This window comes from Alkalibacterium sp. AK22, assembly GCF_000585255.1.
Classification (GTDB): domain Bacteria; phylum Bacillota; class Bacilli; order Lactobacillales; family Carnobacteriaceae_A; genus Alkalibacterium.
In genome coordinates this window covers 182225-208635 of sequence record NZ_JANL01000042.1, presented here as the reverse complement: position 1 = coordinate 208635, position 26411 = coordinate 182225, and the positions used below count along the sequence as shown (strand labels likewise).

At 46.5% G+C, this 26411-nt stretch carries 30 protein-coding genes; 3 read left to right on the top strand and 27 right to left on the bottom strand.

From position 1 onward, the window contains the following. Window positions 1-448: 448 nt before the first annotated feature. The 16 genes from ADIAL_RS10420 to ADIAL_RS10345 all read right to left on the bottom strand — a co-directional run bounded on the left by ADIAL_RS10420 (window position 449) and on the right by ADIAL_RS10345 (window position 17146). Window positions 449-871 (bottom strand): hypothetical protein, encoded by a 423-nt coding sequence (locus ADIAL_RS10420; protein ID WP_155849220.1) that lies wholly within the window; start codon window positions 869-871, stop codon window positions 449-451. Continuing rightward, the gene (locus tag ADIAL_RS10415; RefSeq protein WP_155849219.1) at window positions 846-1367 is read right to left on the bottom strand and encodes a hypothetical protein; all 522 of its coding nucleotides are present in this window, start codon (window positions 1365-1367) and stop codon (window positions 846-848) included. The genes ADIAL_RS10420 and ADIAL_RS10415 overlap by 26 nt, the downstream gene beginning before the upstream one ends. Window positions 1368-1851: 484 nt before the next feature. Then, window positions 1852-2766, bottom strand: coding sequence for a macrolide 2'-phosphotransferase (locus tag ADIAL_RS10410; protein ID WP_034303292.1), 915 nt, complete (start codon window positions 2764-2766; stop codon window positions 1852-1854). Further along, window positions 2717-3088: a DUF3784 domain-containing protein gene (locus tag ADIAL_RS10405; protein WP_051503861.1), complete on the bottom strand. Its 372-nt coding sequence runs from the start codon at window positions 3086-3088 to the stop codon at window positions 2717-2719. The genes ADIAL_RS10410 and ADIAL_RS10405 overlap by 50 nt, the downstream gene beginning before the upstream one ends. Window positions 3089-3134: 46 nt before the next feature. Then, a complete protein-coding gene (locus ADIAL_RS10400; RefSeq protein WP_034303290.1) occupies window positions 3135-3692 on the bottom strand; it encodes a hypothetical protein in 558 nt (185 codons plus the stop codon). 24 nt (window positions 3693-3716) lie between these two features. Continuing rightward, entirely contained in the window at window positions 3717-4568 is an 852-nt protein-coding gene (locus ADIAL_RS10395; RefSeq protein ID WP_034303288.1) for a patatin-like phospholipase family protein, read from the bottom strand. 270 nt (window positions 4569-4838) lie between these two features. Beyond that, window positions 4839-5960 (bottom strand): RNA-splicing ligase RtcB, encoded by a 1122-nt coding sequence (locus ADIAL_RS10390; RefSeq protein ID WP_034303287.1) that lies wholly within the window; start codon window positions 5958-5960, stop codon window positions 4839-4841. A gap of 68 nt (window positions 5961-6028) precedes the next feature. After that, the gene (locus ADIAL_RS10385; RefSeq protein WP_034303286.1) at window positions 6029-7459 is read right to left on the bottom strand and encodes a phospholipase D-like domain-containing protein; all 1431 of its coding nucleotides are present in this window, start codon (window positions 7457-7459) and stop codon (window positions 6029-6031) included. Window positions 7460-7829: 370 nt separating this feature from the next. Further along, window positions 7830-9440 (bottom strand): hypothetical protein, encoded by a 1611-nt coding sequence (locus ADIAL_RS10380; RefSeq protein ID WP_051503860.1) that lies wholly within the window; start codon window positions 9438-9440, stop codon window positions 7830-7832. 233 nt (window positions 9441-9673) lie between these two features. Continuing rightward, a complete protein-coding gene (locus ADIAL_RS10375) occupies window positions 9674-9982 on the bottom strand; it encodes an MTH1187 family thiamine-binding protein (RefSeq protein WP_034303285.1) in 309 nt (102 codons plus the stop codon). Continuing rightward, window positions 9979-10821, bottom strand: coding sequence for a hydroxyethylthiazole kinase (thiM, locus tag ADIAL_RS10370; protein WP_034303284.1), 843 nt, complete (start codon window positions 10819-10821; stop codon window positions 9979-9981). The genes ADIAL_RS10375 and thiM overlap by 4 nt, the downstream gene beginning before the upstream one ends. A gap of 438 nt (window positions 10822-11259) precedes the next feature. After that, window positions 11260-14151 (bottom strand): insulinase family protein, encoded by a 2892-nt coding sequence (locus ADIAL_RS10365; RefSeq protein ID WP_034303282.1) that lies wholly within the window; start codon window positions 14149-14151, stop codon window positions 11260-11262. A gap of 132 nt (window positions 14152-14283) precedes the next feature. Beyond that, a complete protein-coding gene (locus tag ADIAL_RS10360; protein WP_034303279.1) occupies window positions 14284-15312 on the bottom strand; it encodes a hypothetical protein in 1029 nt (342 codons plus the stop codon). Beyond that, window positions 15302-16018, bottom strand: coding sequence for a SatD family protein (locus ADIAL_RS10355; RefSeq protein WP_034303277.1), 717 nt, complete (start codon window positions 16016-16018; stop codon window positions 15302-15304). Before ADIAL_RS10355 ends, ADIAL_RS10360 begins: the two co-directional genes overlap by 11 nt. A gap of 190 nt (window positions 16019-16208) precedes the next feature. Beyond that, a complete protein-coding gene (locus ADIAL_RS10350; RefSeq protein WP_034303275.1) occupies window positions 16209-16631 on the bottom strand; it encodes an OsmC family protein in 423 nt (140 codons plus the stop codon). A gap of 29 nt (window positions 16632-16660) precedes the next feature. Beyond that, window positions 16661-17146: a hypothetical protein gene (locus ADIAL_RS10345; RefSeq protein ID WP_034303272.1), complete on the bottom strand. Its 486-nt coding sequence runs from the start codon at window positions 17144-17146 to the stop codon at window positions 16661-16663. A 297-nt stretch (window positions 17147-17443) separates the two neighbouring features. Between ADIAL_RS10345 and ADIAL_RS11630 the strand changes: the two genes are divergently transcribed. Beyond that, window positions 17444-17575: a hypothetical protein gene (locus ADIAL_RS11630; RefSeq protein ID WP_269317880.1), complete on the top strand. Its 132-nt coding sequence runs from the start codon at window positions 17444-17446 to the stop codon at window positions 17573-17575. Window positions 17576-17765: 190 nt separating this feature from the next. On the opposite strand, the gene rplS is transcribed toward ADIAL_RS11630, so the two are convergent. The 5 genes from rplS to rpsP all read right to left on the bottom strand — a co-directional run bounded on the left by rplS (window position 17766) and on the right by rpsP (window position 20270). Next, complete coding sequence (gene rplS / locus ADIAL_RS10340; RefSeq protein WP_034303269.1) at window positions 17766-18122, bottom strand: 50S ribosomal protein L19; 357 nt, start codon at window positions 18120-18122, stop codon at window positions 17766-17768. A gap of 136 nt (window positions 18123-18258) precedes the next feature. Continuing rightward, window positions 18259-19014, bottom strand: a complete 756-nt coding sequence (gene trmD / locus ADIAL_RS10335) for a tRNA (guanosine(37)-N1)-methyltransferase TrmD (RefSeq protein WP_034303266.1) — start codon at window positions 19012-19014, stop codon at window positions 18259-18261. Continuing rightward, window positions 19011-19526 (bottom strand): ribosome maturation factor RimM, encoded by a 516-nt coding sequence (gene rimM, locus ADIAL_RS10330; RefSeq protein ID WP_034303263.1) that lies wholly within the window; start codon window positions 19524-19526, stop codon window positions 19011-19013. Before rimM ends, trmD begins: the two co-directional genes overlap by 4 nt. Before the next feature lie 114 nt (window positions 19527-19640). Continuing rightward, window positions 19641-19886: a KH domain-containing protein gene (locus tag ADIAL_RS10325; RefSeq protein WP_034303260.1), complete on the bottom strand. Its 246-nt coding sequence runs from the start codon at window positions 19884-19886 to the stop codon at window positions 19641-19643. A gap of 111 nt (window positions 19887-19997) precedes the next feature. Further along, a complete protein-coding gene (rpsP, locus tag ADIAL_RS10320) occupies window positions 19998-20270 on the bottom strand; it encodes a 30S ribosomal protein S16 (protein WP_034303256.1) in 273 nt (90 codons plus the stop codon). 217 nt (window positions 20271-20487) lie between these two features. Between rpsP and ADIAL_RS10315 the strand changes: the two genes are divergently transcribed. Then, window positions 20488-20838: a hypothetical protein gene (locus tag ADIAL_RS10315; protein WP_034303254.1), complete on the top strand. Its 351-nt coding sequence runs from the start codon at window positions 20488-20490 to the stop codon at window positions 20836-20838. A gap of 102 nt (window positions 20839-20940) precedes the next feature. Here the strand turns inward: ADIAL_RS10315 and ADIAL_RS10310 are convergent, their stop codons facing one another. Beyond that, window positions 20941-21120 (bottom strand): hypothetical protein, encoded by a 180-nt coding sequence (locus tag ADIAL_RS10310; protein WP_155849218.1) that lies wholly within the window; start codon window positions 21118-21120, stop codon window positions 20941-20943. Between the two features lie 95 nt (window positions 21121-21215). Then, window positions 21216-21677, bottom strand: a complete 462-nt coding sequence (locus ADIAL_RS10305) for a GNAT family N-acetyltransferase (protein WP_034303250.1) — start codon at window positions 21675-21677, stop codon at window positions 21216-21218. A gap of 176 nt (window positions 21678-21853) precedes the next feature. Here ADIAL_RS10305 and ADIAL_RS10300 point away from each other — a divergent pair, with 176 nt between their 5' ends. Continuing rightward, window positions 21854-22063, top strand: a complete 210-nt coding sequence (locus tag ADIAL_RS10300; protein ID WP_034303248.1) for a hypothetical protein — start codon at window positions 21854-21856, stop codon at window positions 22061-22063. A gap of 524 nt (window positions 22064-22587) precedes the next feature. Here ADIAL_RS10300 and ffh read toward each other — a convergent pair. Genes ffh through ADIAL_RS10275 form a run of 4 tightly spaced genes read right to left on the bottom strand, consistent with a single transcriptional unit; the run spans window position 22588 to window position 26401 of the window. Next, on the bottom strand, window positions 22588-24039 hold the full coding sequence (gene ffh, locus ADIAL_RS10290) for a signal recognition particle protein (RefSeq protein WP_034303244.1): 1452 nt from the start codon (window positions 24037-24039) through the stop codon (window positions 22588-22590). A 7-nt stretch (window positions 24040-24046) separates the two neighbouring features. Continuing rightward, the gene (locus ADIAL_RS10285) at window positions 24047-24394 is read right to left on the bottom strand and encodes a putative DNA-binding protein (RefSeq protein WP_034303242.1); all 348 of its coding nucleotides are present in this window, start codon (window positions 24392-24394) and stop codon (window positions 24047-24049) included. 36 nt (window positions 24395-24430) lie between these two features. Next, window positions 24431-25546 carry a signal recognition particle-docking protein FtsY gene (ftsY, locus tag ADIAL_RS10280; RefSeq protein WP_034303240.1) on the bottom strand — a complete coding sequence of 372 codons (1116 nt, stop codon included), beginning with the start codon at window positions 25544-25546 and terminating at the stop codon, window positions 24431-24433. A 42-nt stretch (window positions 25547-25588) separates the two neighbouring features. Further along, window positions 25589-26401 carry a Cof-type HAD-IIB family hydrolase gene (locus ADIAL_RS10275; RefSeq protein WP_034303238.1) on the bottom strand — a complete coding sequence of 271 codons (813 nt, stop codon included), beginning with the start codon at window positions 26399-26401 and terminating at the stop codon, window positions 25589-25591. Window positions 26402-26411 lie beyond the last annotated feature (10 nt).

The following is a 26411-nucleotide window of genomic DNA, read 5'->3' as shown; positions in this document are numbered from 1 at the left end:
TAATACTCAAACTGTTGAGTATTCAATTCATCTGAATACTGTTTTCAACCTGTGGATTCTTTTAACCCATCGACTCCGTCGTTTTGATACTTGTTTATCCATTTTTTTAATGTGGTTCTATTTAAAAGGTGTAGCTAAGATACACTGTGAATAGACTCTTTATTTTATAGCACCTTTTCCACTACTTCGATTCGCTCCGTTAATGTATGATCTGATGTTCTTTTAGACATGGTAAAAACTCCCTTTATAGTGTCAGAGAATTTTTTTATTTCTCTGTCTACTATAGAGGGAGCATATTAGAATTCAGGATGCTTTTACTCATATTCAATCATTAGACTAGCGAACTGTTTAATCATCTTTTCAACTTAAGTGTCAAATTTGCTGCAAGTGCAGCCCCGCTAGTTCCCATCAGGACGATAGCTCATACAGGAACAGCAGCTCTTTCAAACTAGGATCGGATTTGCATTTTAGTCTTGCCGGACTCTGACCCTTCTTCCGGCGGTGCGCTTACTTTGTCCAGCTCCATGGCAAAAGCTTGAGTATACGAACGATGGAGAGGCGTATTTGGCTTTTCTTCAGAGAGCTCCCCGCCCTCTTCTTGCTCTTCAATCTCCTCTGGGTCTTCCTCCCTTTCGTCTTTCATCAGACTGGGGTCACTTTCAGACAAGTCTAGATTTTCTTCAATCATCAGAGAAACGTCATCCGAAGACTGGGAACTGTCCGTATCCGCTACAGTATTGGTTGAGTCATTTGATACAGAGACAGGCGGCTGAGTCTCAGCTTGCTGCTGGCTGTTTACATTCGAAACGGAGTGAGGAGAATGACCTGAAGGAATCTCAGTTTTTTTAGAAAAAGTATTCTTCTCCACCACTCTCTGATGAAGACTGCTCTTCGTTTTTTTCTTGGTTTGAATCAGTTTCCGGATTGGCATCATGCGTCTTCTCTTTCTTTCCTTCTTCCTGTTGCTCTTTTTCTGTTTCAGCCGCTTGTTCCGTTTTGTTTTCTTCAGCTTCGGCTGCTTTGACCGCATGGACAGTGACCCGGTAGATGCCTTTACCGTATTCGCCGTAGCCTGAAAAATCAAAGTTGCTTTGACCGTCGAACTGACGGTCTGCTGTTCGGTCAGTATGAGAAGGATGGTTCAACTGGACCCGAATTGAACCCGATGTATCTGTGAAGTAGACCAGTACTTCTGCCTGAGAGCCAGGGATATTTAGTTTCCTCGCGTTGGCCTTGCCCAAGTGATTTTGGATACTTTGGCTAGATTTACTGATTTCAACATGGGTCTGTCCCAGAAGCTGTCCGCTGCTTTCGGCAATCGCTTGGGTATCGCTAACAAAAACAACCGGCAAGACGCCTGGTGACACTGAACAGATCAGAAACAAGGCTGTACATGAATTATATAAGACATTCTTTTTTTGGACATAAGCGCATACCGTTCCTTTTATAACTATTTAAACTTTCATACCATAGAAATGGACTTCAGGTCAAAAGAAATATCGTTAAATAAGGTTAAGGTAACGTTAACGTATGTAAATCCACTGACTGTTTCCCTTCAGTGAAGAATTTAATGCTCCCAGAATTAGAAATGCGCCGCTCAGGTATGTCTGGATTCACCTATCCGTTAAGGGCAGGATAGTGGGTATTGTAAGTCGAATCATGCATGAAGACACTGGGCACAACACTGTCGTCTTCCAGAAAATCATGACAGTATCCTGATCCATCTTCCTGAACCGGATATACCTATCAGGCGCAGACAATATGCTGTCAATCAGTTCCTCAGCTGTCATGGCTAGAAGTCTTCTTGTATACTCAGATTACAAAAAGATAATGCAGACAAGGCTTATTTGTTCAGGACGGCTTTTCGAGCATTCTGGCGGCCATCTCGCGGTATTCTTTTAAGCCGGATAGTTCAGCAAATTCAGCTATAGTTATAGCCTGGGTGCTGAGGCGCTCAATAATATGTGCTTTCATGTTCGTCCAGACATACCCTCCCGCAGCCTGGTAAGCAAGCAGGAGCTGATCCAGTGCCGCTTCACCAAACAACATGTAAACGGCTGTAAAATCGACCGAAGCATCGTTACCTTCTGACTCTGTCCAGTCGATCAGTCCACATACGCGCTGATGATCATCGATCAGGGTGTGCCCAGGGAAGAGATCTCCGTGAACCAGGCTGACTTGTCGGGGCCAGTAATTCGGATCATTGACCCAGTTCATCCAACGCGCCCATAGCTCTTCATGGACAGGGAAGTCCTCTTTGATTTTTTTCATCCGTTCTTGCATATTCAATCTAAGGTCATTAGGCGCTGTAATCTTGAAGCCTACCTGCTCGGCATCTTTTAAAGGCAGCCGGTGCAGTTCAGCCAGTGCTCTAGCCAGACTGTGCAGATAATTGTCCGGAACGTCAGTTGGATCGAATGCCCAGTGTGGCTCTTGAGTAAAGGGGTCAGTGACGACTGCCGGCTGGCCGTTGAGTTTTTTGTATAGGATCAGTTCATCAGAAAATACTTTCCAGACAGGAACCTGAAAAACAGACTGACGGTCAGCAATATAATCCAGCATGCTTTTTTCCAGAGATGCCTTTTCCAGGGCGTCTGCCCGTTTAGGCAGCCGGCACACCCATTCTGCCCCAGCTGTGTCCTTGGCAAAAAGCACTTCAAAATCAAGCCCCATGCTTTCTACAGACATAGAGTCTTCAAGTAAGGGCACACCATGCCTAGCTGCGGTATTTTTTACTTTTTTTGTGAGACCGCTGATTTCGCTCATTGTAGCGCTGCCCCCTTTTCGTATTACCGTCAAATCGCTGAGCACTGATCAGTATGATCACTGTCCAGATCAAAAAAGCTGCCGTTACGGGCGTTTCTGGAACAGTGTAGCCTATTGATGCAATAAGCCCCAGTATCAGAAAAAAAGTCCCACTGATATAACAATAAAAGCCAAGAAAGCGGCTTAGGCTTTCGGTATCGACTTTTTCTTTGTTTTCTTTGGACATGGTGTTATAGCCGGCAATCAGCATATCCATTTTAAGAATGTGAACGGCAAAACCAAGCAATAAAAGTACGACACCCATGAACAGGTAAGTCCACATAGAGATTCCTCTTTTCTGGTCATCTATTTTGAAAGCTGATAGTTTTTCAGGTCGAGTAATGCATCTGGGGACGCCATTTGCCGTCTGAGGCGTTTTTAAGGAAATCATAGGTCTGAAAAGCTGCCTCATTGGCGCCGAACAGATCAGGTCCCTTGTCTCTGTCGATCACTCCCAGTTCAAAAAAGATCCAGGTCATATACTTTTTGGCCCAGGCTTCATCCGTGACTTGATACAAGCGGGATAAGGCAATGGCGTCACGGTCTTCAAATAGATCGTCGGCTGATTGCCCTTTTGCTCTTTCATCTTGGATAAAGGTGCTCAAAGCGCCGAAAAAGATATCCTGTTCCTCTGCAGTAGCGGTTCCCGTAGCCGTCATGACTCGAAAAACGGCTAGCAGTTCAATGATTTCTTTATGGTCTGGTAAGGAATAGCGGGAAAGAATCTGCTGGCTGTTTGCCCGCGTATCCTCCATTGCGCCTAGAAACAGTTTGAATTTATTTAAGTTTTCGTCAAAAACGACGTCATCTTCTTTCAGATCCGGGTCAAAATAGAGATACTCCCGTGCCCATGGCTTTGTATTGATTAGTGTTTTCAGGTCAGACATATTACGTTTTTCCTTTCAAGTATATTAGTTGGTCTTTTGAAGATACATTCTAAGCTGGTCTAGCCGGTGGTCTGCGTCTTCGACTCCTAGGTCGTACATCGACTGAAGTTTGGTCTTATCCCTTTCCAGACGTTTAATGGCAAGGGCTTGGGAAGGACGAAAAACAAAGGCCTCTCCTTCTGCTTCATCCTCGGTGATGTGCTCCACTGTCTGGTTGTAGTTTCTGTAGCGATTCTTCAGCGTACGTCTGAACTGCGGATAGTCTTTATACCACCTGTCTATTAAAAAGGATGGAGAAGGGGTTTTTTTAAAGGTCAGAGGTCGGGTCAAGATGACTATACGCTTTGCATAACCCAGGGCTTTTGCTTTTCTATAGGGAATGCTGTCGGCTACTCCTCCATCCAGATAGAGTTTCCCCTCCAGCTCGACCGGTCTGGAAACTATCGGCAGCGATCCGGAGGCTCTGAGGATCTCCATCTGGTCAAAAGGATCAGTGATCCGTCTGTATTCGGCCTGACCGTTGTGCATGTTGGTGACAGCAGCATAAAAATCAATACTGGAAGCCTTGAAAGCTTTCTCGTCAAAAGCATCCAGTTTATAGGGAATGGTATAGTAGGCAAAATTTTTGTTGATGAGATTTCCGGTCGTCAACAGACTTCGCAGACTCATGTAACGCTTGTCCTTTATGTAGGTCTTGTTGTAGCGGAGAGCCCGACCATGCTGAGCTGAGGCAAAATTGATCCCGAATAAGGCCCCGGCCGATACAGTCACCATGCCGTCGACGGGGATGCTAGCTTCCATCAGTCGGTCCAGGACTCCGGCTGTATACAGCCCTCTCATCCCTCCACCTTCTAGAATCAAACCTGTCTTGCTCATCCTTGTCTTCCCTCCCGGCATTTATATCACAGAATGCGAACAGCAAATAATTTATTTCTTCGCTACTCTCATTTCTACTATACCATTTTTAACAGGAAGTGAGGAAGCAGGAGCCAAAGGTTTCACTGGATTTTCAAAATAAGGTCAGAAATAGAACATTTAATGAATAAGGGTAAGTCTTTATCGATAAGAACTCGTCAGGGAGAGAAAACCAGCTCTTCCCTCCTTTTTTACAGAAAAGACACCCGTCTATGAAACAGGTGTCCTTAATCAGCTAGATTTGAAGTTATAGACGGGCCGGACCCGCGCGGTGATCGTGACGGTTTCGGATATGTTGTCGGTGATCGAAGCGGCTTTCTTATAAGCCATAGGGGCTTCATCCAGTGTTTCCCGTCTGATTGAGGTCGAATACACATCATGCATGACTTCTTTGAAATGGGCAAAGGACAAGGTCTTTTTCGCCTGGCGACGGGACAGGAGCCGTCCTGCACCATGGGGGGCGGAATAGTTCCATTCAGGATTGCCTTTACCTGTTGCCATCAGCGAACCGTCTTTCATATTCAGAGGAATGATCAGCTTTTTTCCTTTTGAGGCATCGGTCGCCCCTTTTCTAAGAATTCTTTGTTCCAGGTCAATGTAATTGTGCACCGAATCAAAACGGTCCACTGCCTGCCAGTTCATGCGTGAAAGGATCCGGTCACTGATCAGCTCCCGGTTCCGGTGAGCATACTGCTGGGACACAGCCAAATCGTTCAAGTAATCGTTCAGCTGTGCGCCCTCGAGATAGGATAAGGACGGGGTCTTTACTTTGGCTGTCCCATGGAAGGGTCGGCAGTGGTCCAAAGCTTTTTTCTGGTGGTAGGTGGCAACTGTGAGTCCCAGGTTTCTGGATCCAGTGTGCACAGCTAGAAAATACTGGCCCTGGTCATTTTGTCCCAGTTCGATGAAATGATTCCCTCCGCCTAAAGTCCCTAGCGATTGTCGGATACGATTTATGTGCGCGATGGTGAATGTGAGATCACTCAGGGGAGCAAAGGCTTCAGGATACTGGTGAATACTGAAACCGGAGGGAATGCTTTTGCGGATCACCTGATCCAGTTTTTCAAATGCAGGACGGTCCGGGTGGCCAATATCCACCTCGGTGACCATGATTCCGCAGCCAATATCTACACCAACAAGATTTGGACAGACTTTTTTGTTTTTAATGGTCATGGTTGTACCAATGACGGCTCCCTTACCGATGTGGGTATCAGGCATGATGGCAATATATTCGTCTTGGACAAAGGGTTCATCCAGCAGCTGCTTCACCTGTGCAATGACAGCATCATCAACATGGGCTGTGTAGATGACGGCTGAGTTATACAAACCGCTCAGTGTCAGCTGATCGGGCATATCTGTCACCTCCAGTAGCCGGTCAGTACACGACCGGGATCTGTGTGTGTAAAATCAATGTCAGCTTCCTATAGAATGTCCTCAAATAGATAGACCATGGCATAAGTGAAAGCAGTCCATCTCCTTTTTTGAAGCGGGACATCTTTTACCTCAAGGATACTTGGAGCAAGGACAGGTCCGTTTGGAATAGTCGGCAGGCTTTCGCTGATGATCGACTGAATATTGGCTTTGAGTTCAGTGGCGAGTTCCAGGCTGTCGATAATGACCAAGTTTTCAGTACTTAAGAAAGCGCTGCGCGGATCCAGATTGAAAGAGCCTAAGGCACTGAGACGGTCATCAAAGACAAAAGCTTTGCCGTGAATAGATCCTTCTCCTTGATACTCATAAATCTGATCGGCCTTGGTCTTTAAAAAGTCTGTGTACTTCATCTGACCGGACAAGGCAAAGACATTAGGCGAAGTAGCCAAAGAATTTGTCAGGTAATGGACTTCTGCTCTGGTCGAACTGAAATCGAAATACTTCTGCATTTCTTTACCTGGCACAATGAACGGACTCTGGGCCAGGATCAGCTGATCCGTCTGCGCAAACAGACTCTGCAGCACAGTCAGGACCAATGGATATTTTTTCATCCGGGTAATGGGATTGGAAACAAGGGTGATGCGATTGGCCGGATGCCCCTGGGATTCCCAGTCGATTGACTGATGAAAACCAAACTGACCCGAGGCTTTCAGCTCACTTAAGCGTTCGGCTGTTTCTGTATGTTTTTGACGGGCAGCAGCCTTATACTTATGCGGCACATGCTTGTTGACGGGTCTGCTGAACGGGTGGTCCCATAGCACATTGAAATAGAGAATGAACTGACTGATGCTGCTGCAGTATAGGGGCTCTCCCTTTTTGCGGACAATCATCACATCCCGGTCTTCCACTGTTCCTCCATCGTAGTCGACCAGATGAAAACGGTCTTCGAGGTTGCGCCCTCCCGTCATGGCATAGCGGTCATCCACGATCAGGATCTTGTCGTGCATCATGTTGTTCCAGCGCCACGGTGTGAGCTTATGGTTCTTCTCATAAAAACGGAGGCGGATACGGGGATGCTGGACAAGCGCCCAGTAAACCGATTCCTTTTCGCCAATAAGGTTCTGGCCCATCCCGTCAAATAGGATCTGTACATCGACCCCTCTGTCGGCAGCTTCCAGTATCAGTCCATAGAATACATCACTGACGATTCCGTCAGTGATGGCAAAATAGGCGACTTTGACGCTGGATACAGCATTCTCGATCAGATTGATGCGGGCATCAAGAGAGAAAGGACGGTTTTCAATGATCAGTGCTTTGTCGGCCCCTTCACTGCTTCCATAAAAGATTTGAGGATCCGTCTCATACGTATCACGCTGTTTGTTTGGACGGATAAATGTGTAGAGCAGGACTGCAGACAGAAAAACATAAAAGACATAGACAAAGAGCAGAAAAAGTGGCCAGATAAACAGTTCGACCAGCATGGCAAGTCCTCCTCGCTGAAGGTGAAGACAGAGCATCCGTTAAGGCCCTGTTTGAGCGTGCATAGGCAGTTTGAAAATGGATAGTGTTAGGAAGGCCAGTCTGCAAAAAAAATCAGTGCAAACGCGGTCTAACTTGACTGGGGGTTATAAGGGTGTAAAGGAAAGTTAAGCTTAGTAGAGTGGTGTAATGAGGGGGGAGTTATCTTTATCGAACAGGAGTTTTCACTGCCAGTTTACCATATTTTATCAGGATTTAACATTAAAGGGAGTCTGTTGGGAGCTTATTTCTCCATATGTTTTAAGGCCCGCCAATGTGTTTCATATCCAAAAAAATCCCCCGCAGCCATGACTAGGCTGCGAGGGGTTGAACTTAATCCAGAATGATCAGACGAAATTCATTGTGTTCGTTAGCTTCTCCTTCGATGACCTGTCCTTCTTCAACAAAGGGTAAAGTGTCACTCAAAGTGATATCTGCTTTATAGATACTGCCGTCGATCATAAAATAATAAATCGTATTGCCGGAGACAACGGCCTGGGAAATGTTCTCCACTTCACCAGACACGGCTGTCAGATTCTCGTCATCCACCAGATCAACCGTGTCTTCTGTTTGGTCGGTCTCCTCCCCTATAGCTGTCGCTTCATTTACTGGACGGCCATTCAATTCAGCAATTAGGCCATCCACGCTGTCACTGGTAATAACCCGTTGGTAATCTTCCGCGTCGACCAGAGCGTAGGAACGGACAAGCCCCGAGTCATCCTTCAGGGAAGAAATATAATAAGGCCGGTCATTAAGACTGATCAGTAGCGGGAATGTCGACTGGAAACGCATCTGCTGCAGGGATCCTTCAGCCGACTGCATGGCTGAAAACTCATCGGCAGAGGTTACCGGATAAAATTCTGCTGCCTTGGTTCTTAAGTTAACCAGATAAAAACCGATATTGGAAGCATCCCGGTTAATCGAGGTGACTCCTGTATACAAATAGATATCATCATTCATTGGGATATAGTTGTAGCCATCTGTAGTCTGGGTCACGCCCCTTCTGCCGAAAATAGAGTTGAAATAGCCGCCGGCATACTGTCCTCTGTAATTCAGCTGCTGCATGATCAGCTGAGCAGAATAGACCCGGTCTACCCAGGAGGGCATGTCGTCCAGCTCGTAGGCTTCCGTTTCGCCTGTCACCGCGTCTAAAACAATCAGCCCACTGGGCTCTGGCTGCCGGAACCAGAAGCGGTTCTCGTACGTTGTCGCTACATAGTGGGGGTGCCCCTCGTCGTCGACTTCAAAAGAAGGAGCCTCGAACAAGGTAGTGGGGTACCTAAACCGCAAGTGGCGGTGGACATTCCGGTTCAGCAGTTCTGAATCGGAGTACATGATATTGTCATCTAAATCCTCGACAACGACTGCTCCTGACACCATATCAACTTTTAGAAAGTGCGGAATCCCTTCCCGCCGGTTGTTGAGCCAGCGGACAGTACTGGCATACTGGAGTGGAGTCACCCGGTAAGGGGCATTATCAATATTGATTTGAGTATAGGTTTCCGATGGTACGAACTGAGAGACCAGATCACTCATGGAACCGATGCGTCGGTCACCAAGTCGCTGAGCCGTATCCCGATCCATCATCGGAATAGCGGATTCATCCATAACAGGAAAGTCGCTCTCAAAGTCTTTTTCTTCGACGGGGATCAGTTCAGCATGGTCCGTCGCCCTAAACAGTACGCTGTTAAAGAGGTTCCCCACTGAAATGAAAGCAATAAGAATTAAAGGCAGCGACAGGAGAGCATATTTAAGTTTTTTTCCGGTCACCCCTTTCTGGTCGATGCTGATTTCCACAAACAAGATGATCAGGGACAAGAGAAGCAGCAGGAATCGGAAAGTCTGAGAATGCAGGTTGATGGCCGGGACCATTATGTAGTAAAGAATCAGTGCAGCAACTGTGAGTGAGCTGTAGGCGCTCAATCGTGTTCTAAATGGGTTCATTAAATCTTCCTTTATGAGTATAGTTGCCAGCTCAGATCAGACCATGGACTATGTAAGCATAAAGCTTAAACGGTTCTCGCTCTTATCTGGTCAGGCACTTATAACAGTATACCCTATATTCAGCTGCCTGCAATCAGTCTGTGGAATGATGATACATAAATCAACAGGTGCAGACAAAAAAAGCGTCCCGCACTCCTCCAAGGGAAAGCAGGACGCTTCGTCTACAAGACAAATCAGGAATCAGGATTCCCAAGGATAAAGTTTATTTTTTCTGTCTTGGACTTGATTGTATTTTCATAACCGGGCCGGATGTCAGCTTTGATGATGACTTCTGTTCGAATGCCTTTATCCGCTAGCACGCGGGTAGCGTCCTTGATGACGGCCATGACCTCATCCCAGGGACCTTCAATTTCAGTGAACATGGATGTGACCTGGTTAGGCAGGCCAGATGTTCGGATGACTTTAATGACCTCAGCGACCTCGGCACTGATTTCATCCCCTACACCGATAGGGACGATTGATACGGCTACTAATGTATTCATGCTCTATACTCCTCCATTTCAAAATGATTGTGTGCGACTGCTTCAGGCCAGGCCTTGTAGAGTTCATCCAAAAAGGCGACCTGAAAACTTGCCGGAGCGTCTGTTTGTTCTTCAGCCAGTCGGCCGGCCACATTAAAGACCTGAACAGCAGTTAAAGCGGCAATAAAGGGTGAGCTTCTGGTCAGGTAGACGGCTGCGGCCCCGCCTAGTGCACAGCCTCCCCCCGTGATATGACCTAAAAATTTAGACCCCCCTCTGCTTGTAGCGACTTGCTTGCCATCCGTAATCAGGTCGGTTTCTCCAGAAACGATCACCGCACCCCCTGTACACCTGGCCAGCGATACAGCTGATCCCACGGCTTCATCGACGGATTCCGTGGTGTCTACGCCACGTGTTCCTGCCTGTTGGCTTCCTTCATCAAGACCCCAGAGACCCGCAAGAGCAATGATTTCTGAAGCATTCCCTTTAATGATCTCAGGTTTGTAGTCTTTAAACATCTCGAGCATGTCGGTTCTCAAGCGTCCCATACCGATTCCGACTGGATCCAGCACCCAGGGGCGATCGGCTTCTCGTAGTGTCTTGACTGCTACTGTAAGCGTCTCTTCATAGACCGGAAGCATCGTTCCCAGATTGATATAGGTGGCCTCTCCTGCCTTTGCGAGAGCCTCTGCTTCGTCCGGGAGATAAACCATGGCTGCCGACCCCCCGACGGCAATCTGTGTATTGGCTACAAGATTAATCGTGACTGAATTCGTCACGGATCCCGCCATCGGATTGGTCCTCTTAACTTCTGTCACCGTCTTCATGATTTGCGCTTTGACCTCGTCTATTTGAGCCATCATCCCATCCTTTCTGCGTTCGCATGCCAAAAGTCACACTCAGCTGCCCTCCTCTTCCCTTATGATGATTAGAAGAAAAGGTTCCTCAGCGTGCCCCCTGTTCTCGGGATAATTTGTTTTATCGGTAAAGACCGAACGGTGAGGCGTCCCCCCCTGTTCCTGGCACGATTCGAACCGTGTAATCCTTTTAATATGTAAAGTTTACCAGAAAATAAGTGACTCTCAAAAGAATATAGGTGCAGCCTTTCACAACAACCCTATTTTGCATACAGATCCTGCCAGCGGGATCCATAAAGACAGATGCTCTGCCGGTGTACTGACCGGACTGACCCCAAAACCGTTCGTCTTTGTCATTGTCTGGTGACCGCACGGGACTTTTTCCTCCATGAAAAAAAGTTCTGCCTGAATAGGCAGAACTCCTTTCTTCTTTTTTCTTTATCAGTATAAATCGTAAACGGCGTCAAACAGATCTTTTTCTTTTTCGATTTGAGCTTTGTTTCCGATCACAGAAACAGTACTGGAACTGATTGCTTCTTCAAACGCCGTATGCAGTGCGCTCAGTGAAGCCGAATCAGCAGCCAAGATTTCTTTTTTAAGCTGTTTGATATCATCACTGGACAGTCCCTGCTTAAAGCGGGAGAAAGCCGTCATTCCCTTATTGTAAGCAGACTTAGGCTGTTCCAGTGGGCTCAGTGTCCCAATAATGTATTTCAATAGTTCAGACTCGGACAGCTCTACATTTTTAACGTAAGCTGGAAGTTGTCTATAGGTTTCCAGTGTTTTCTTGATATTGGGGTCACGGTAGGAAGCCAGTGCCATGTTCCCGTTGCGTCTGTGCATGTATAGCGAGCCGTATGCGCCACCTTTGACCCGAATATTGTTCCACAGGTAATCAAAGCGGAAAGCTGTGGACAGTACTTGAGACTGGCCATTGAAGTCCAGATGCTCACGGGCATCTGAAGCCAGCGCCACATAATTCACATCCTGTGCAGTAACAAAGGCTTCATTCTGCTTCTCGCCGGCTTCATATGCCGCATCTTCGCTTTTGCTAGTAGACTCGAGTTCACTGAACGCCGCTTGTAGAGTATGACGGACTTTCTCACTTTGCTGTCGGTCTCCGACATAAAGAGCATGCAGACGGGTCTTGTTGAGCAGGCGGTCAAGCATGTCTGCAAGGTTCTGGCTCAGCTTCGATGGTGCCTCCCCTTTCAGCTCGTCCCGTGTAGACTTGAGGTAGTTAAACTGGTCGATTCCACTTAGGTGCTCGCCTAGCTTGGACAGCGGCTTGACCTGACTCAAGGCGCGGTTGGCCGCAATAACATGCGCTCTAAAGTTGATGCGGTTTTCAAAGTCAGAAATAAAGCTCTGAACCAGTTTTAAAATTTCTCCCTGTTGATTGAATGTCGTCGTCATGACAATTTCTTTCATCAAGTCTACGAGATCTTCCAGCTGGGCACTTAGTGCCTTCCCTGACAGCACAAAGTAAGGAGACAGCTTGCCGTCCTGGTCTTCAAAGATGGTGACTTTCCCGCTGATGCCGCCAGTATGCGTATCAATCTGGGTTTGCAGAGACGTCGCATCGTAATGGGCGGTATCCAGTTCACCCAGCAAGTCGCTCAGAAGACTCAGGGCCGCATAATCCCTGGCCTCAAAGTCGCTGATGTCGAAATAAAGACTGATATAATCAATCCCTGACGTAAACTGTTCGGAATAGTAGAAATGCGTGTTCTCGAACAGTTCGGATTCTTCCAACGGATAGTCCGGCTCATCTGTCGTAAGGTCCTCACGGGTAAGGGTCGGGATTTTTGCCAGATCTTCAGCTGAATCCGGAGTCTCCTGACGCTCGACCAGTTTTTTCGTCTTTTCAATAATCGCTTGCAGCTCTTCTTCAGACAACTCTGCCTTATAGGCCTGCAGTTTCTCTAGTGTCTGAGCTTCCAGCTTGTCGCTCTTACCGGGTTCGGCCCTCAGGACGATCTCTACCCGGTTTTTATTATTCAGCAGCTTGCGCTCGATCAGGTCTTCGAAGTATCCCTCTTCTGCACGCTTAGCCAATTCATTCAAATATGTGGAGAACTGAAGACGGTCATAAGGCGTCTGCCCGTAGAGCCAGGTGCTCAGGGCGTTGATGGCATAAATGACTCCGCGCGGATTGTCTTCTGAAATGACTGCTTCCTTGGTTTGGAAAGTGATTTTGTTCAAGGCAGCCTGAACAATGGCCGGATCTAGTCCATTTTTTACGATATCTTGCAGGGTAACTTCCGTGATTTCCCGGAAGCGCTCGATGTTTTTAGCGTCAGCATACTTGGCTGTAATCAAAAAGGCTGTTGGATAACCGATATCAGCAACGTCACTCTCAATATCTCCACCGATTTCAGCGTCAAGCAAGGCTTTCTGTAAAGGCGCCTGATTGTGTCCGAAGAGAATCTCGTCCAGGACTTTCATCCCGTAATTATCCAGCGCATCTTTTGGTTCCAGCACATGCCAACCCAGAGCCAGGTAGTCTTTCCCTTTGGGATCGTCTCCTTCTGTAATCGAATACGTTGCCTCAAACCGGTCCTGTTTTGGCTCAGGAATAGATAGGTCCAAATCGGCCGGCTGCTTGCGGCCCATGCCGGTAAAGTATTCCTCAAGTGACTCAAAGACCGTTTCGGCTTCGATGTCCCCATACACGACCGTCAGGGAATTACTTGGATGATAGTAGTCTTGGTGGAAGTTCAAAAATTCTTCCTGGGTCAAACTCGGGATGGCTTTAGGAATCCCGCCGGAATTATACTGATAGATCGTGTCCGGGTAGAGCTGACTGGACAGATGGTCATACAACTGGCCTTCAGGCGAAGCCGTAGCCCCTTTCATCTCATTGTAAACTACCCCTTTATAAATAAGGTCGTCATCTTCGTCTTCCAGGTGATAATGCCAGCCTTCCTGTTCCAGTATTTGGGCGTCGTCATACAGGTTAGGGCTGAAGACCGCATCAAGGTAGACCCCAACCAGGTGCATAAAGTCTTTCTCGTTCGTTGATGCGACGGGATAGATAGTCTTGTCCGAAAAGGTCATCGCATTGATGAAAGTGTTGAGTGACCCCTTGATTAGTTCAACAAAAGGCTCCTTGGACGGATACTTTTTAGAGCCGTTCAGGACGGAGTGCTCAAGAATATGAGCGATCCCGTTGTCATTATAAGGGGGCGTCTTAAAACCGATTGTAAATGCCTTGTTCTGATCGTCATTAGACAGGTGTAGAACCTGCGCTCCTGTTTCTTCATGGGCATAGAGTGTTCCTTTTGATTGAATGTCAGGCAGATCCTGAACTTCTATTTTACGAAATGTCATACTATTCTCCTCTGAGTCACATTTTTTCATGCGTCTTTATTGTACAGTATTTTGTTTTTATTTCCTATTATCTTAACGCAAGCAGCGGGAAATATCGGGGTTTGAATTATTTTTGTGATAGAATAAACATTTTTAAACGGTTGTCAGTCCGGCAAATGTTATAAAAGTGATGAGAACACTCAGCATGGTCCCGATCACAAAGTATTCTGAGAAGTAGGGATCATCCGCAATCAGTTTGTAGCGGGCAAAAGCCTTGATCGACAAAATAGCGACCACCGATAGCAGGCTGCCATATAAAAAAGACAGAAAGATCAGAATACGTTCCAGATTCCCAATCATCGCGCCAGCTCCTTCAAAGCCCGAGGTCTGATGATCTGTCGTCATGTCTTTACTGACGGGAACCTGTTCAGATTCCGAAAAGGCACGGTCTCTTTTCGGGTCGTAGGGTGTGCTGACTAGGCGTATGAGCAGGTTGGCAGGCCGCATGAGTATAAGGATGATCAGTGCTAGCCCCATTAGGATGACATAGGCCTCTACTGTTCTTAGGGAGTGGAGCTGATCCGGGACCAGCTGGACGGGTGGCAGATGATCAATTAGCATCAGGCTAATGAACAGAACGATTCCGCTTATAACTGTATAGCCTGAAGCCATCAGTAGGTTCTCTTTGATCTGCTCTTTATTGAAACGGTTATCCCGGATAGATAAGCCCGAAAGCGCCAGTACCGATAACATAAGGATAAGGGCCTGACCCAGATATGTCTGATGACTAAACAGCAGGTTATTTAATAAGAGGATCCATAAGATAAACAGGATCTGGTGAACAGCCAGCAGAATGACCGGACGGTGTCTGTGGAATACCTGGGCAGCAGGCCGGCCGTCTTGGGTCAATTGTTTCAGCCAGTGTCTGAGAGGGCGTTCAAGCCAGTAGTAAAAAATCCTCTCCCCTAAAGCCAGGCTCAAAATGAGAGCCAGCCAGCCCAGCGAACGTCCGGTTCCGTTCAAACCGGCAATGACGATCCCTGAAGCAAATAGACCCCATCCATAAAAAGAACGGCGGGCATCTATCTTTTCATTCCCTGCACCGAGGTCATACTTTTCTTGTGGATAGCCTGAAAAATAGAAATAGCCGACAATGTGAGCGATCAGGCTTTCAATGATCATAAGCACGCCTCCCCTCCTCTATCTTTTCCGCGAGCAACCGTCTAGACTGAGTATACTGCTTGATATGCGTGGAGATTATGCGCTTACTGACCGTTTGCTCACTAAAAGATTGATTTAAATACTGATTCAAGGCAGCTTTGACGGTCTGGTTTGTAAATTCGGCATAGCCACAAGTATCTAAAATGGCAAAAGCGGTCTCTTTTTGGGAGGTGGTCCAGTCGCTGCGCAGGACATTCTGAAGCCGGATCACACTGTTGTAAAAATCGTCTTCCAGAGTGCTGGTCTTTAGCCGTTCGTTAAGCTGACCATAATCGTTGTACTGGTGGACAGTATCAATCGCTTCCCTTGCATGCCAGTAGGCCGGTCCGTCTGTACCGATGCTGATCTTCCGGTTTTTAATGGGTGTGCTCAGTCGACCGATGCCAATCCCCCAGCGGAGGGTAACTTCTTCCCCGGTTTCCTTCTTCGTTTCTAGCTGCAGCTTTAGTGTTAGCCAGTCGATAATCAGCAAGGCTGTTTCCATAGAATCGACGATTCCCTGAAATTCATCTCCCAGTGTGATTGTCAGATTTGAAGCAATCGTATTTTTGAATCGCTCATTAATTGAAGTCAGCAGCCTGCTCAAGATATCCTGAGTCGTTCTGCGCTGATTCAGTTTTTTTGAAGACACAATATCCGCAATTAAGGCAATCTTATGCGTATCCATCAAACATCTCCTTTCTCCAGCTCATTAACGTTAGTATAAACCAAAAAAGGGTGAAAATCAATTTTCAACCATAATAAGTTGATTGATCGCGGCGTTGAATCGCTGGTGATTTTAAGTCGCTAGCAGTCCCTAGTACAGCCTTTCACTCGCAAAAAAGACACCGCAGTTGGAGGCTGCAGTGTCTCTCGAGTCAGGCTGTATAAGGGACAGTGGTCAAGGTGATTGTCTGGGCGTTTTGAGTCAACTTGGCTACTGGACAGCGCCTGTCTGCCGACCGGACGATAGCTTCAGCCTGATCAAGGGGAAGCCCCTCGATCATCGCAAGGATATCGACTTGAAAAAAATAACCGACACCGCTTGCTTCACGCTTCAGTTTGACTTTGGTAGTCACTTTGCTGCGATTATCGAGCCTGCGAGCCTTCAGCAGAGACTGTATCGTCGCATTCAAACAAGTCGTCAGGGCCAGTCCGAACAGTTCTTCCGGATTGGTCCCTGGCTCCTCACTCGTCGGACTGGATACTGTCACGGACAGTTTGCCGTCGCCTTCTACATAAGCTGTTCCGTCAACTCCGTCAGCATTATGGATAACTGCTTCAAATAAATGCTCTCCCATGCCTTCCCTCACTTCTTTATTTTACGTGTTTAGTTTTTACGCTGAGTCAGATCCAGACCTTCAATTTTTTCAAGTTCAGGAATCAAAGCGTTCAGGATACGTCCGCCAAAGACAAAGACATCCATCATTGCTTTCACGTCGTGGCCAGTAATACCCAAGTGACGCATGATAATTTCGCCGTCTCCTGAAATAACCAAGCGGTAATAGCCAGTACGCATAGCGTTCAGCTCATTCAGTTTGGTCACGATTTCAGGCAGCTTGTTTCTGTCTGTGACATAGCCGATCTTATTGTAAGTGATCTGATAGTTGACGCGCTCGGCATCCGCATCGTGAATGATCACACCGCAGGCCACAGCCTTTTCCTTGTTGACGCGCAGGGCTGTCTGATACACGACCTGCTTCTGCTTCACTTCTTCGCCGTCTTTTTTACGAACGGGGGTTTCAATGTCCTTGGATTTGAACTGGATTTTTTTTTCCTGTGCCAGATGGCTAAAATTTTCTGTAATTGTACTCATTATATTGCCTCCATTGGATTAAGTATGGTCTAACTCTTTCGCACAAGAGTGATTATACCATAAAACGCTTACTAATTACAGGGGCCGGTGAAGATTATTACACGCTTCTCATCCTATCTCGACCCATACAGCTAGAATAATCACAATAACCGGTGCTAGAACACTGTTTACGTTCATTTATTTAGAGTCAGCTTTAAGTGATCGGCTGATTTGTGATAGTTTAATGAGAATAGTTGCGTTATCATGAGAAACAGTACACGACAGTCAGAATAAAATGATACCTTAAGGAGGAATTCCATGCGTAAACTTAAGAAAAAAGACTGGCTAATATTTTTTTCAGCAGTAGCAGTGACTCTCATCATACTGCCCCTACTCCGACAACTGGGCCTTCCAGGCTTTGACGATTTATTTGCTTGGCTGTTTGGATAAAGCGATGTGCTTAAGGCAGGCTTTTCATTAGGCGGTATTGACGTGACGTGTTCAAACAATAAGGGCGGTCCCTCCTCTTTGAGGAAGTGCCGTTTTTTGTTTCTTTAGCATGTATATATGTCAGTACGGCTGTATGTAAAAAAAGTCACCACACTCATTATGAGCCTGATGACTTTGAAAAACTATTGAATTACTTAGTTTTACGGATGCGCTCTGGAATACGAGCAGCTTTTCCACGCAGGTTACGTAGGTAGTACAATTTAGCACGACGTACACGACCTTGACGCAGAACTTCGATTTTAGCAACACGTGGTGAGTGTACTGGGAAAGTACGCTCAACGCCGACACCGTTAGAAATTTTACGAACAGTGTACATTTCGCTGATGCCTTCGCCGCGACGCTTGATGACTACACCGTCAAACAGCTGAATACGCTCACGTTCACCCTCGACGATACGCGCGTGCACACGAACAGTATCTCCAGGACGAAAATCTGGCAAATCAGAACGAAGTTGCTCTTTTGTGATTTCCTCGATCAATGGATTCATTTTATCCTTCTCCTCTCGCGCAACACTCATAAGTACTTGTCTCAGCGGAATATTGCGTAATAAGAGTGGTTGCCCACTCAATTATTAACTTTAACATACTGGCTTAATACTGTAAAGGTCATTTGCTTGATTTCTTTTAAAATAAAGACTCTTCGTCAGAGTTTTCCGTTTCAAACTCAGTGATCCACTGCTTTTCCTGCTGGGTCAGCTCGCGTTTCTCGAGCATATCCGGACGTCTGAAGAAAGTACGCTTCAGTGACTCCCGATGACGCCACTCATCGATCTTGGCATGATTGCCGCTCATCAACACATCCGGTACCTTCATTCCCTTGTACTCAGCGGGACGGGTATAGTGAGGATGTTCCAGAAGGCCGCTTGAGTGCGAATCAGTCTCGGCGGAGGAAGCATTGCCCAAAGCACTCGGCAAGAGTCGTACAGAGGCATCAATCATGACCATGGCAGCCAGTTCGCCGCCGGTCAGGACATAATCACCGAGGGACACTTCATCGGTCACCAGGCTTCGGATACGCTCGTCATAGCCTTCGTAATGGCCGCAGAGAAAGACCAAGTGCTCTTCTTTTGAAAAGTCTTCTGCCATCGCCTGATTGAAAGGCTTACCGGCCGGGTCCATGAGGATGACCCGCTTTTTAGTTTCACGCTCTCTGGTTTCGATCGATTCCATCGCTTCAAAAAGCGGATCCGGCTTCAATAGCATACCCGCTCCCCCGCCATAAGGGGTATCATCGACGACCTGATGCTTTCCTTTGCCGAACTGTCTGAAATTGACCCGGTTGACTTCAACCAGACCTTTGTCAATGGCCCGGCTTACTATAGAATGCCCAAGCGGGCCATCAAACATTTCTGGAAACAGTGTGACTACATCTATCTTCATTCGTCCAGCCCTTCCATTACGTGTACTTTTACGATGCCTGTTTCAAAATCGACATCCAATATGACCGGCTCGATATACGGCAGCAGCAGATCCTTCTGGCCTTGACGCTGCACCACCCAGACATCATTAGCTCCCGGTGACAGGACTTCCTTGATTTTACCGATAGTCTCTCCAGAGTCGTTGTCGATAACGGTCAAGCCAATCAGTTCGTGAACGTAAAATTCATTTTCTGGCAGCTCCAGCAGATCTTCTTCACTGACTTTGAGCGTGCCGCCGACAAACTGTTCCACCTGATTGATGTTGAAGTACTCGTCAAATGCCAGCAGGTCAAACGTTTTATGCTTACGGTGCGTCCGGACAGTCAGCTCTTCTTGCCTGCCGTCCTTACCGAACCAGATCAGGGAAGCGCCTTTCTGATAGCGGGCTTCCGGGAGGGTAGTCACTGAAATGACTCGGACTTCTCCCTTTAATCCATGGGTATTCACCACTTTACCTACATCATAAAATTCCATTTAAACTTGTCCTTTCCTGAAAAATTCATGAAAAAAGGGATGACTGCTAAGAGTCACCCCGTCAATCTTTAACTGCTATGTGTGACCGTAACGGCAACGCACAGGTGTACTGACTTAATCAACAATAGTTAGACGTACACGTTTCGGGCCGTCGAACTGTATGCTGTAAACGATTGATCGAATCGCCTTGGCAATACGTCCGCGCTTCCCAATGACGCGTCCGACATCATCTGGATGAACAGACAACATATACTCATGAAAGTCGTCTGTTTCTTTCAAGTCTAACTCGACTTCATCTGGATGACTGACTAATGGCTCGACAATGGTTTTAATCAATTCACGCATTTCTGTATCAGTCATACGTACCATCCTTTATAAGTAGTCTCAGTATATAGAAGGAAGAAAAGAAGGAGCGCTCAAACTGAACCAGCCCCATTCTTTTCTTCTTCAACGATTTATTCAGTTAGAGAATTACTTGCTGTATTTCTCATCGTGGAATTTTTTCATGATTCCTTCTTTAGATAGTAAGTTTTTCACAGTATCAGACGGTTTAGCGCCATCTTTCAACCATTTCAATACTAACTCTTCATCAACTTTTACTTCAGCTGGTTCTGATACAGGGTTGTATGTTCCAACCTGCTCGATAATGCGTCCATCACGTGGAGCACGAGAATCAGCAACAACTAAACGGTAAAAAGGATTTCTTTTAGAACCCATACGTTTCATACGAATTTTTACTGCCATTTGACTTGCACCTCCTGTTAATTTTTCAAGGGAATCTTTATATATAAAGAACCTTTAAGTCTGAGTTTTCTTCTCAATCAAACTCACGATAGTAATCATAACATGGAAAAACGGTAATGTAAAGTGCTTTTTCTTTACAGAGTAGAAATCCTTGCAATCAGCTGTCTTTCCCGGCTTGTGTTATACTTAAACCATTAAATTGAAGGCAGTGATCAGAATGGATTTTGAAGACAGAGACTACATCATGCGTCAGATGAAAGTGATGGCCAAAGGCATCGGTGTGCTTCTAGAAATCTCCTCTTTGAAGGAACTCCTGAAGCTGGAATTTTCTGCAGACGACAATCTGACAGATCCGGAGATTGAGTTCGTGATTTACAGTGCCCGAGTCGAAGAACTCCTGGACAGGAATCTTCTGACCTTAGATGAGCTGGCCCAAGCACTTGAGGTGCCCAGAAAACGGGTTGAGAACTTACTGTATCATGATGACATGGCCACTAAGCTGGAACTGGAACAGCTCATGCGACTAGTCGACGAAAAGATGCACTGGGTCGATCCGAATGACCGCTAAAAAGAAGAGAAAGCCCCTGCCCTTAAAACTTCAGGCAGGGGCTTTTCTTTATGCACGTCCATGTAAAAGATCCGTCTATCAGGAACCAGAGCCGACTCCCGTCTACTCTGATTCCTGGTGTTTTTTGCGGTAGCGAAAATTGTAAACCTGCTGCTTGATCGTGTAGTAAACGTATATACCGGAAAAACTGAGCAAGCCTGCAATCAAACCGAAGAAGCTGAGCGCATACATCCAGTGCCCCAGACGCGTATCCAAGACATTACGCAGCAGCAAGGTTAACAAGGTATAGGGTATACCATAACGAAGCAATACTTTGTTAAAGATGATCGTTCCTCCTTTGTTAAAGCTTATTTATCTACAGATATTCAAATGACTTACTATTGACACGAGTCCTTTTTTAAAATCCAGTAGTCTAACCTGTTTTGCTGATAAGACAGCTGCATACCGACTTTCGCCAGCACACGCTTTGGGGGCAGATTGTCAGTCTGACAGTCTGCCTTGATTACATGAACTCCTTTAATTTGGAAGGCCCATTTAATCAGGGCTTTCAACCCTTCCGTGGCATATCCCCGGTTCTGATAGTCTGGAAAGATACCGTAGCCCACTTCTACTTCCTTTTCGGTATTCGGTCGGTCTTTAAAGCCCATATCGCCAATCATCCTGTTTTCCTCTGTGTGAATTACTAGCCATACGCCCCAGCCGTGAAGTTCAGGATCTATTGCCAGATCTTCTAAAAAGCTTTCGATATGCGGACCATAGCTGTATCCAGAAGCTGCATACGTTTCAAGCGCCTTAGGCGTACAAGACAGCAGCGTCAGTCGCTCTGTATGTAAGATCACCGTTTACATCGTCTCCTGTCAAGTGATTTAACTGCATATTATGTATCATCAATTACAGCTTAGCATAAACAGCTGGTGCGTGCCATTTTAAATATGCCTAAGAATATTTACTTCCTTATGCTGTTCCCTTATACTCTATATGAATAATTAAAAAATAAGTATCAAAGGGGTTAACAATGATCAAATATATCATTTACTGGCTGCTTCTGACCTTTGCTGCTGCGGTCACTCTATTTGGAACGGTCTCCCTCATTTCCAGTACAGCCTTCACATCTATCTGGTCCGAATTTGAACTGCTGCTGAATACTTTAGGGTTTTCAACCGTCCTCTCCACTTTAGTTATCTGTACAAAAATAATTATTGACCGGACGACTGCTCATAAATGAAGCAGTCGTTTTTTGCTGTTTAAAAAATACTCCGAAAACTACAACACTCTTTTTTTAAGTGTCTAGTTTTCGGGTAGAGGTTCATCCTCTGCTTCAGCAACTCAATTAAGATCCTCCCTATTTTATTTGACTGCTAGTTTGCGCGTCAACTCCATCCCAAAGATCCCTGAGTTGCTTCGCAAAGGAGGTTTGCGCGACAACTCCATCGAAAAAATCCCTGAGTTGCTCCGCAAAAGAGGTTTGCGCGTCAACTCCATCCCAAAGATCCCTGAGTCGCTCCGCAAAAGAGGTTTGCGCGTCAACTCCATCGAAAAGATCCCTGAGTTGCTCCGTAAAAGAGGTTTGCGCGACAACTCCATCGAAAAGATCCCTGAGTTGCTTCGCAAAGGAGGTTTGCGCGACAACTCAGGACAAAAAACTACTCAGTTGCTATAGAAATTGCGATAAAAACTGAAAAAAGAACAGGAAGCCTCCTGTTCTTTTCCTCTTTTCTCTTATTCAAATGCAGTCTTACTCAGTTACCCTTATTTTTTCTTGCGGACAACTTTTTTCTTCTTTTTCTTTTTGCCTGCGCCACCGGCTTTAGCCATACCGTTCATGGCCATCTTGCCTAGTTTACCTTTGACACCGCCGCCCATGAGTTTATCGAGGCCAGGCATGTTGCCCATCTTCCCTTTAGACATCTTGCTCATCATCTCTTTGGATTGCTTGAACTGCTTGATCATACGGTTAACTTCAGCAATATCACGGGCAGATCCTTTAGCGATTCTGCGTCTGCGCTTTTGCGACAAGATATCCGGATTTTCACGCTCTTCAGGAGTCATAGACATCACAATTGCCTTCATATGGGCAATGTCTTTTGGATCCATCTGGAAATCAGCCATGCCTGGAATATTGTTCATCCCCGGGATCATTTTCAAAATGTCTTCCATCGGTCCCATGTTGGTCATCTGATCCATCTGTTCAATAAAGTCGTTGAAGTCATAGCGGTTTTCACGCATCTTAGCAGCCATTTCTTCTGCCCGTTCTTCATCAACTTCCTGCTGGGCCCGCTCGATCAGGGTCAGGATATCTCCCATTCCCAAGATACGGTTGGCCATACGTTCTGGATAGAACGGCTCTAAAGCATCCAGTTTCTCGCCGGTACCTGTGAACTTAATCGGCTTCTCCGTCACGGAACGGATGGACAGAGCGGCTCCTCCGCGTGTGTCCCCATCCAGTTTGGTTAAAATCACACTGCTAATATTTAGACGTTCATTAAAGGAGTCCGCCACATTGACGGCATCTTGTCCAGTCATGGCGTCCACGACTAGGAAGATTTCATGCGGATCGACTGCCTGTTTGACATCCTGTAGTTCAGTCATCAGGTTTTCGTCGATATGCAGACGTCCCGCCGTATCGATAATGACAACGTCACGATTCTCGTCTTTTGCCTGCTGGATTCCTTTTTCAGCAATTTCGACCGGACTAACCTGGTCTCCCATGCTGAAGACCGGGATATCCAGATCGCGTCCAATCGTCTGCAGTTGATCAATCGCTGCTGGACGGTAAATATCGGCAGCAACCATCATCGGTTTCTTGTTTTCATGCTTGCGCAAGTAGTTGGCTAGTTTCCCGGCTGTCGTCGTTTTACCGGCACCCTGGAGACCGGTCATCATGTAGATGGTCGGTCCTTGTCCGGGCTCAGCGAAAACGATTTTTTCCTGTTCGCCACCCATTAGTTCCGTCAGTTCATCATTAACGATTTTGACGACCTGTTGTCCGCCGTTCAAACTGCCGAGAACTTCCTCACCCAGCGATTTTTCACGAACCGTTTTAACAAAATTTCTTACTACTTTATAATTGACGTCGGCTTCAAGCAAGGCAAGCCTGACTTCACGCATTACATCTTTGACATCCGCCTCAGTGACTTTTCCTTTTTTACGCAGTCCGGAAAAGGCATCCTGCAGGCGGCCTGTTAACCCTTCAAAGGCCATACTTATTTCAATCCTCTCTCATTGAATCCAGACTAATGCTGTCGATCAAAGACAGCAGCTCGTTGTCTGCTTCATACTTTTCTTCTACATATGCTTTCAATTTATCGACGAGCTTTTGTTTTTTGTCAAATTCTTCGACCAGGTGCAGCTTGTCTTCATAATTCTGCAAAATCACTTCAGAACGTTTGATATTGTCATACACAGCCTGGCGACTGACTGAAAAGTCTTCTGCGATCTCCCCAAGCGAGTAGTCATCGCCATAATAAAGCCGCATGTATTCCTGCTGCTTGGGTGTCAACAGCGGCCGGTAAAAGGCAAACAGACTGTTCATACGCAGTGTTTTTTCCAATTCCATCTTGTAAGCCACCTTCTTTGCTGTCTGGTTTCTAAATTATGCTGTTTGCTCGATCAGTTCCTTGAACAGACCATAAGCAAATTTCTCTGTATCGAATGAGTGCAAGTCGTTCATGGTCTCGCCCAAGCCGACAAATTTCACCGGGATACCCAGTTCTTTGCCGATAGCCAAAACGATTCCCCCTTTAGCTGTTCCATCCATCTTCGTTAAAACAATTCCAGATACTTGAGTGGTTTCTTGGAAGATTTTGGCCTGGTTTAAAGCATTCTGCCCCGTTGTGGCATCTAAAACCAGCAGTGTTTCATGCGGCGCTTCAGGAATCTCCCTGGAGATCACACGTTTCATTTTCTCCAGCTCATTCATTAAATTCTTTTTATTCTGTAAACGGCCGGCGGTGTCGATCAGCAGGATATCCGCTCCTGATTCCCGGGCAGTTTTAATGCCGTCAAAAACGACGGCGGCCGGATCTCCGCCTTGCTTGGTAGAGACTACTTCGGCTCCGACACGATCCCCCCATACATGCAGCTGTTCGATGGCTCCGGCACGGAAAGTATCTCCCGCAGCCATAACGACTTTCTTGCCCTTGTCGATATACTGATGAGCCATTTTGGCAATGGTCGTTGTTTTCCCCACACCATTAACCCCGACAAAGAGAACGACCGTCAGACCGTCTGGATTCTCGTTAAATTCGTGGTGATCAGGATTGCTTTCTCCGTACATATCGACCATAGTCTGCACAATGACACGTTCAGCATCTTTCATGGAACGGACATTCTGGACTTTGGACTCATAGCGCAGCGTATCGGCGATATGCATCGTCGCTTCAAAGCCGACATCGGATTCAATCAGCAAATCTTCCAGTTCCTCGAAAAATTCCTCATCTTCATATCGGAAGTTGGCCAAAAGTTCATTCAGACGGCGTGTGAAGGATACACGTGACTTTTTCAGTCCTTTTTCGTACTGCTCTGTTTCTCTTTTCGTGTCTTCGGGCTCAAGAGTGGTGTCCTTGGCAACCGGCGACTCGACGACTTCCTCAACGTCCTTGACAGCCGAACTATCCTCGACTGCCTTAATGTCTTTAACTTCTTCCGTCGACTGGTCTTTTGTCTCCGCTCCGGTAAAGGCGGATTTTATTTTATCAAATAATCCCATCGTGGCTTCACTCTTTCTCTCGCTTTTTTTACTGCTTCACCCTCAGTTTAACACATATCGCTCAATTGCATAAGCAACACCGTGCTCATCATTGGAACGGGTGATAAATTGCGCATTCTCTTTGACGCTATCCAAAGCATTGGACATGGCCACCCCGATGCCGGCCGCTTGGACCATAGCGAGATCGTTTTCCTGATCTCCAATGGCCATCATTTCGTCAAGCGCAATATCCAGCAGTTCGCTCAACAGTTTGAGGCCCTTGCCCTTGTCTACCGCTTTCGGCAGGACCTCAAGCAGATTGTCTCTGGATTTCATAATTGTATAGCGTTCGCGGTAAGTATCCGGAATCTCCTGTACTTTCTGGTCCAGTTCCTCCTGGTCCCAGCACATCACGATCTTGTTGATTGGAAATGGGTCCGGCAGATCGGTCATGTCGACTGGCTCGTAAGGCAGAGCTTTCATGTGTCGCGAATACTGTGACGGCTTGTCTTTTGGATAGGGGGGCTCATAGACCGTATCCAAGTCGATGAAATTGCAGGGTAGGTCCAGCTTCTGACTCAGTTTATAGACGTCCAGAACATCGGTTTTGGAGTGGGTGATCTGACTGAGCGTCTCGCCAGTTTGAGTCCACTGCACAAGTCCGCCATTATAGGTCAGGCCCAGATCACCTTCTTCGGTCAGACCGCAGTCTTCCAAAATAGACAGCATACCTTTAAGGGGACGCCCGGTGACGAGGACAACTTTGACTCCCTGGGCCTTAGCTTTTTGAATGGCTTGCTTGTTTTCTTCCGACACTTGCCGCTGACTGTTCAGCAGGGTGCCGTCCAGATCGATGGCTACTAATTTAATTGACATAATGACCTCC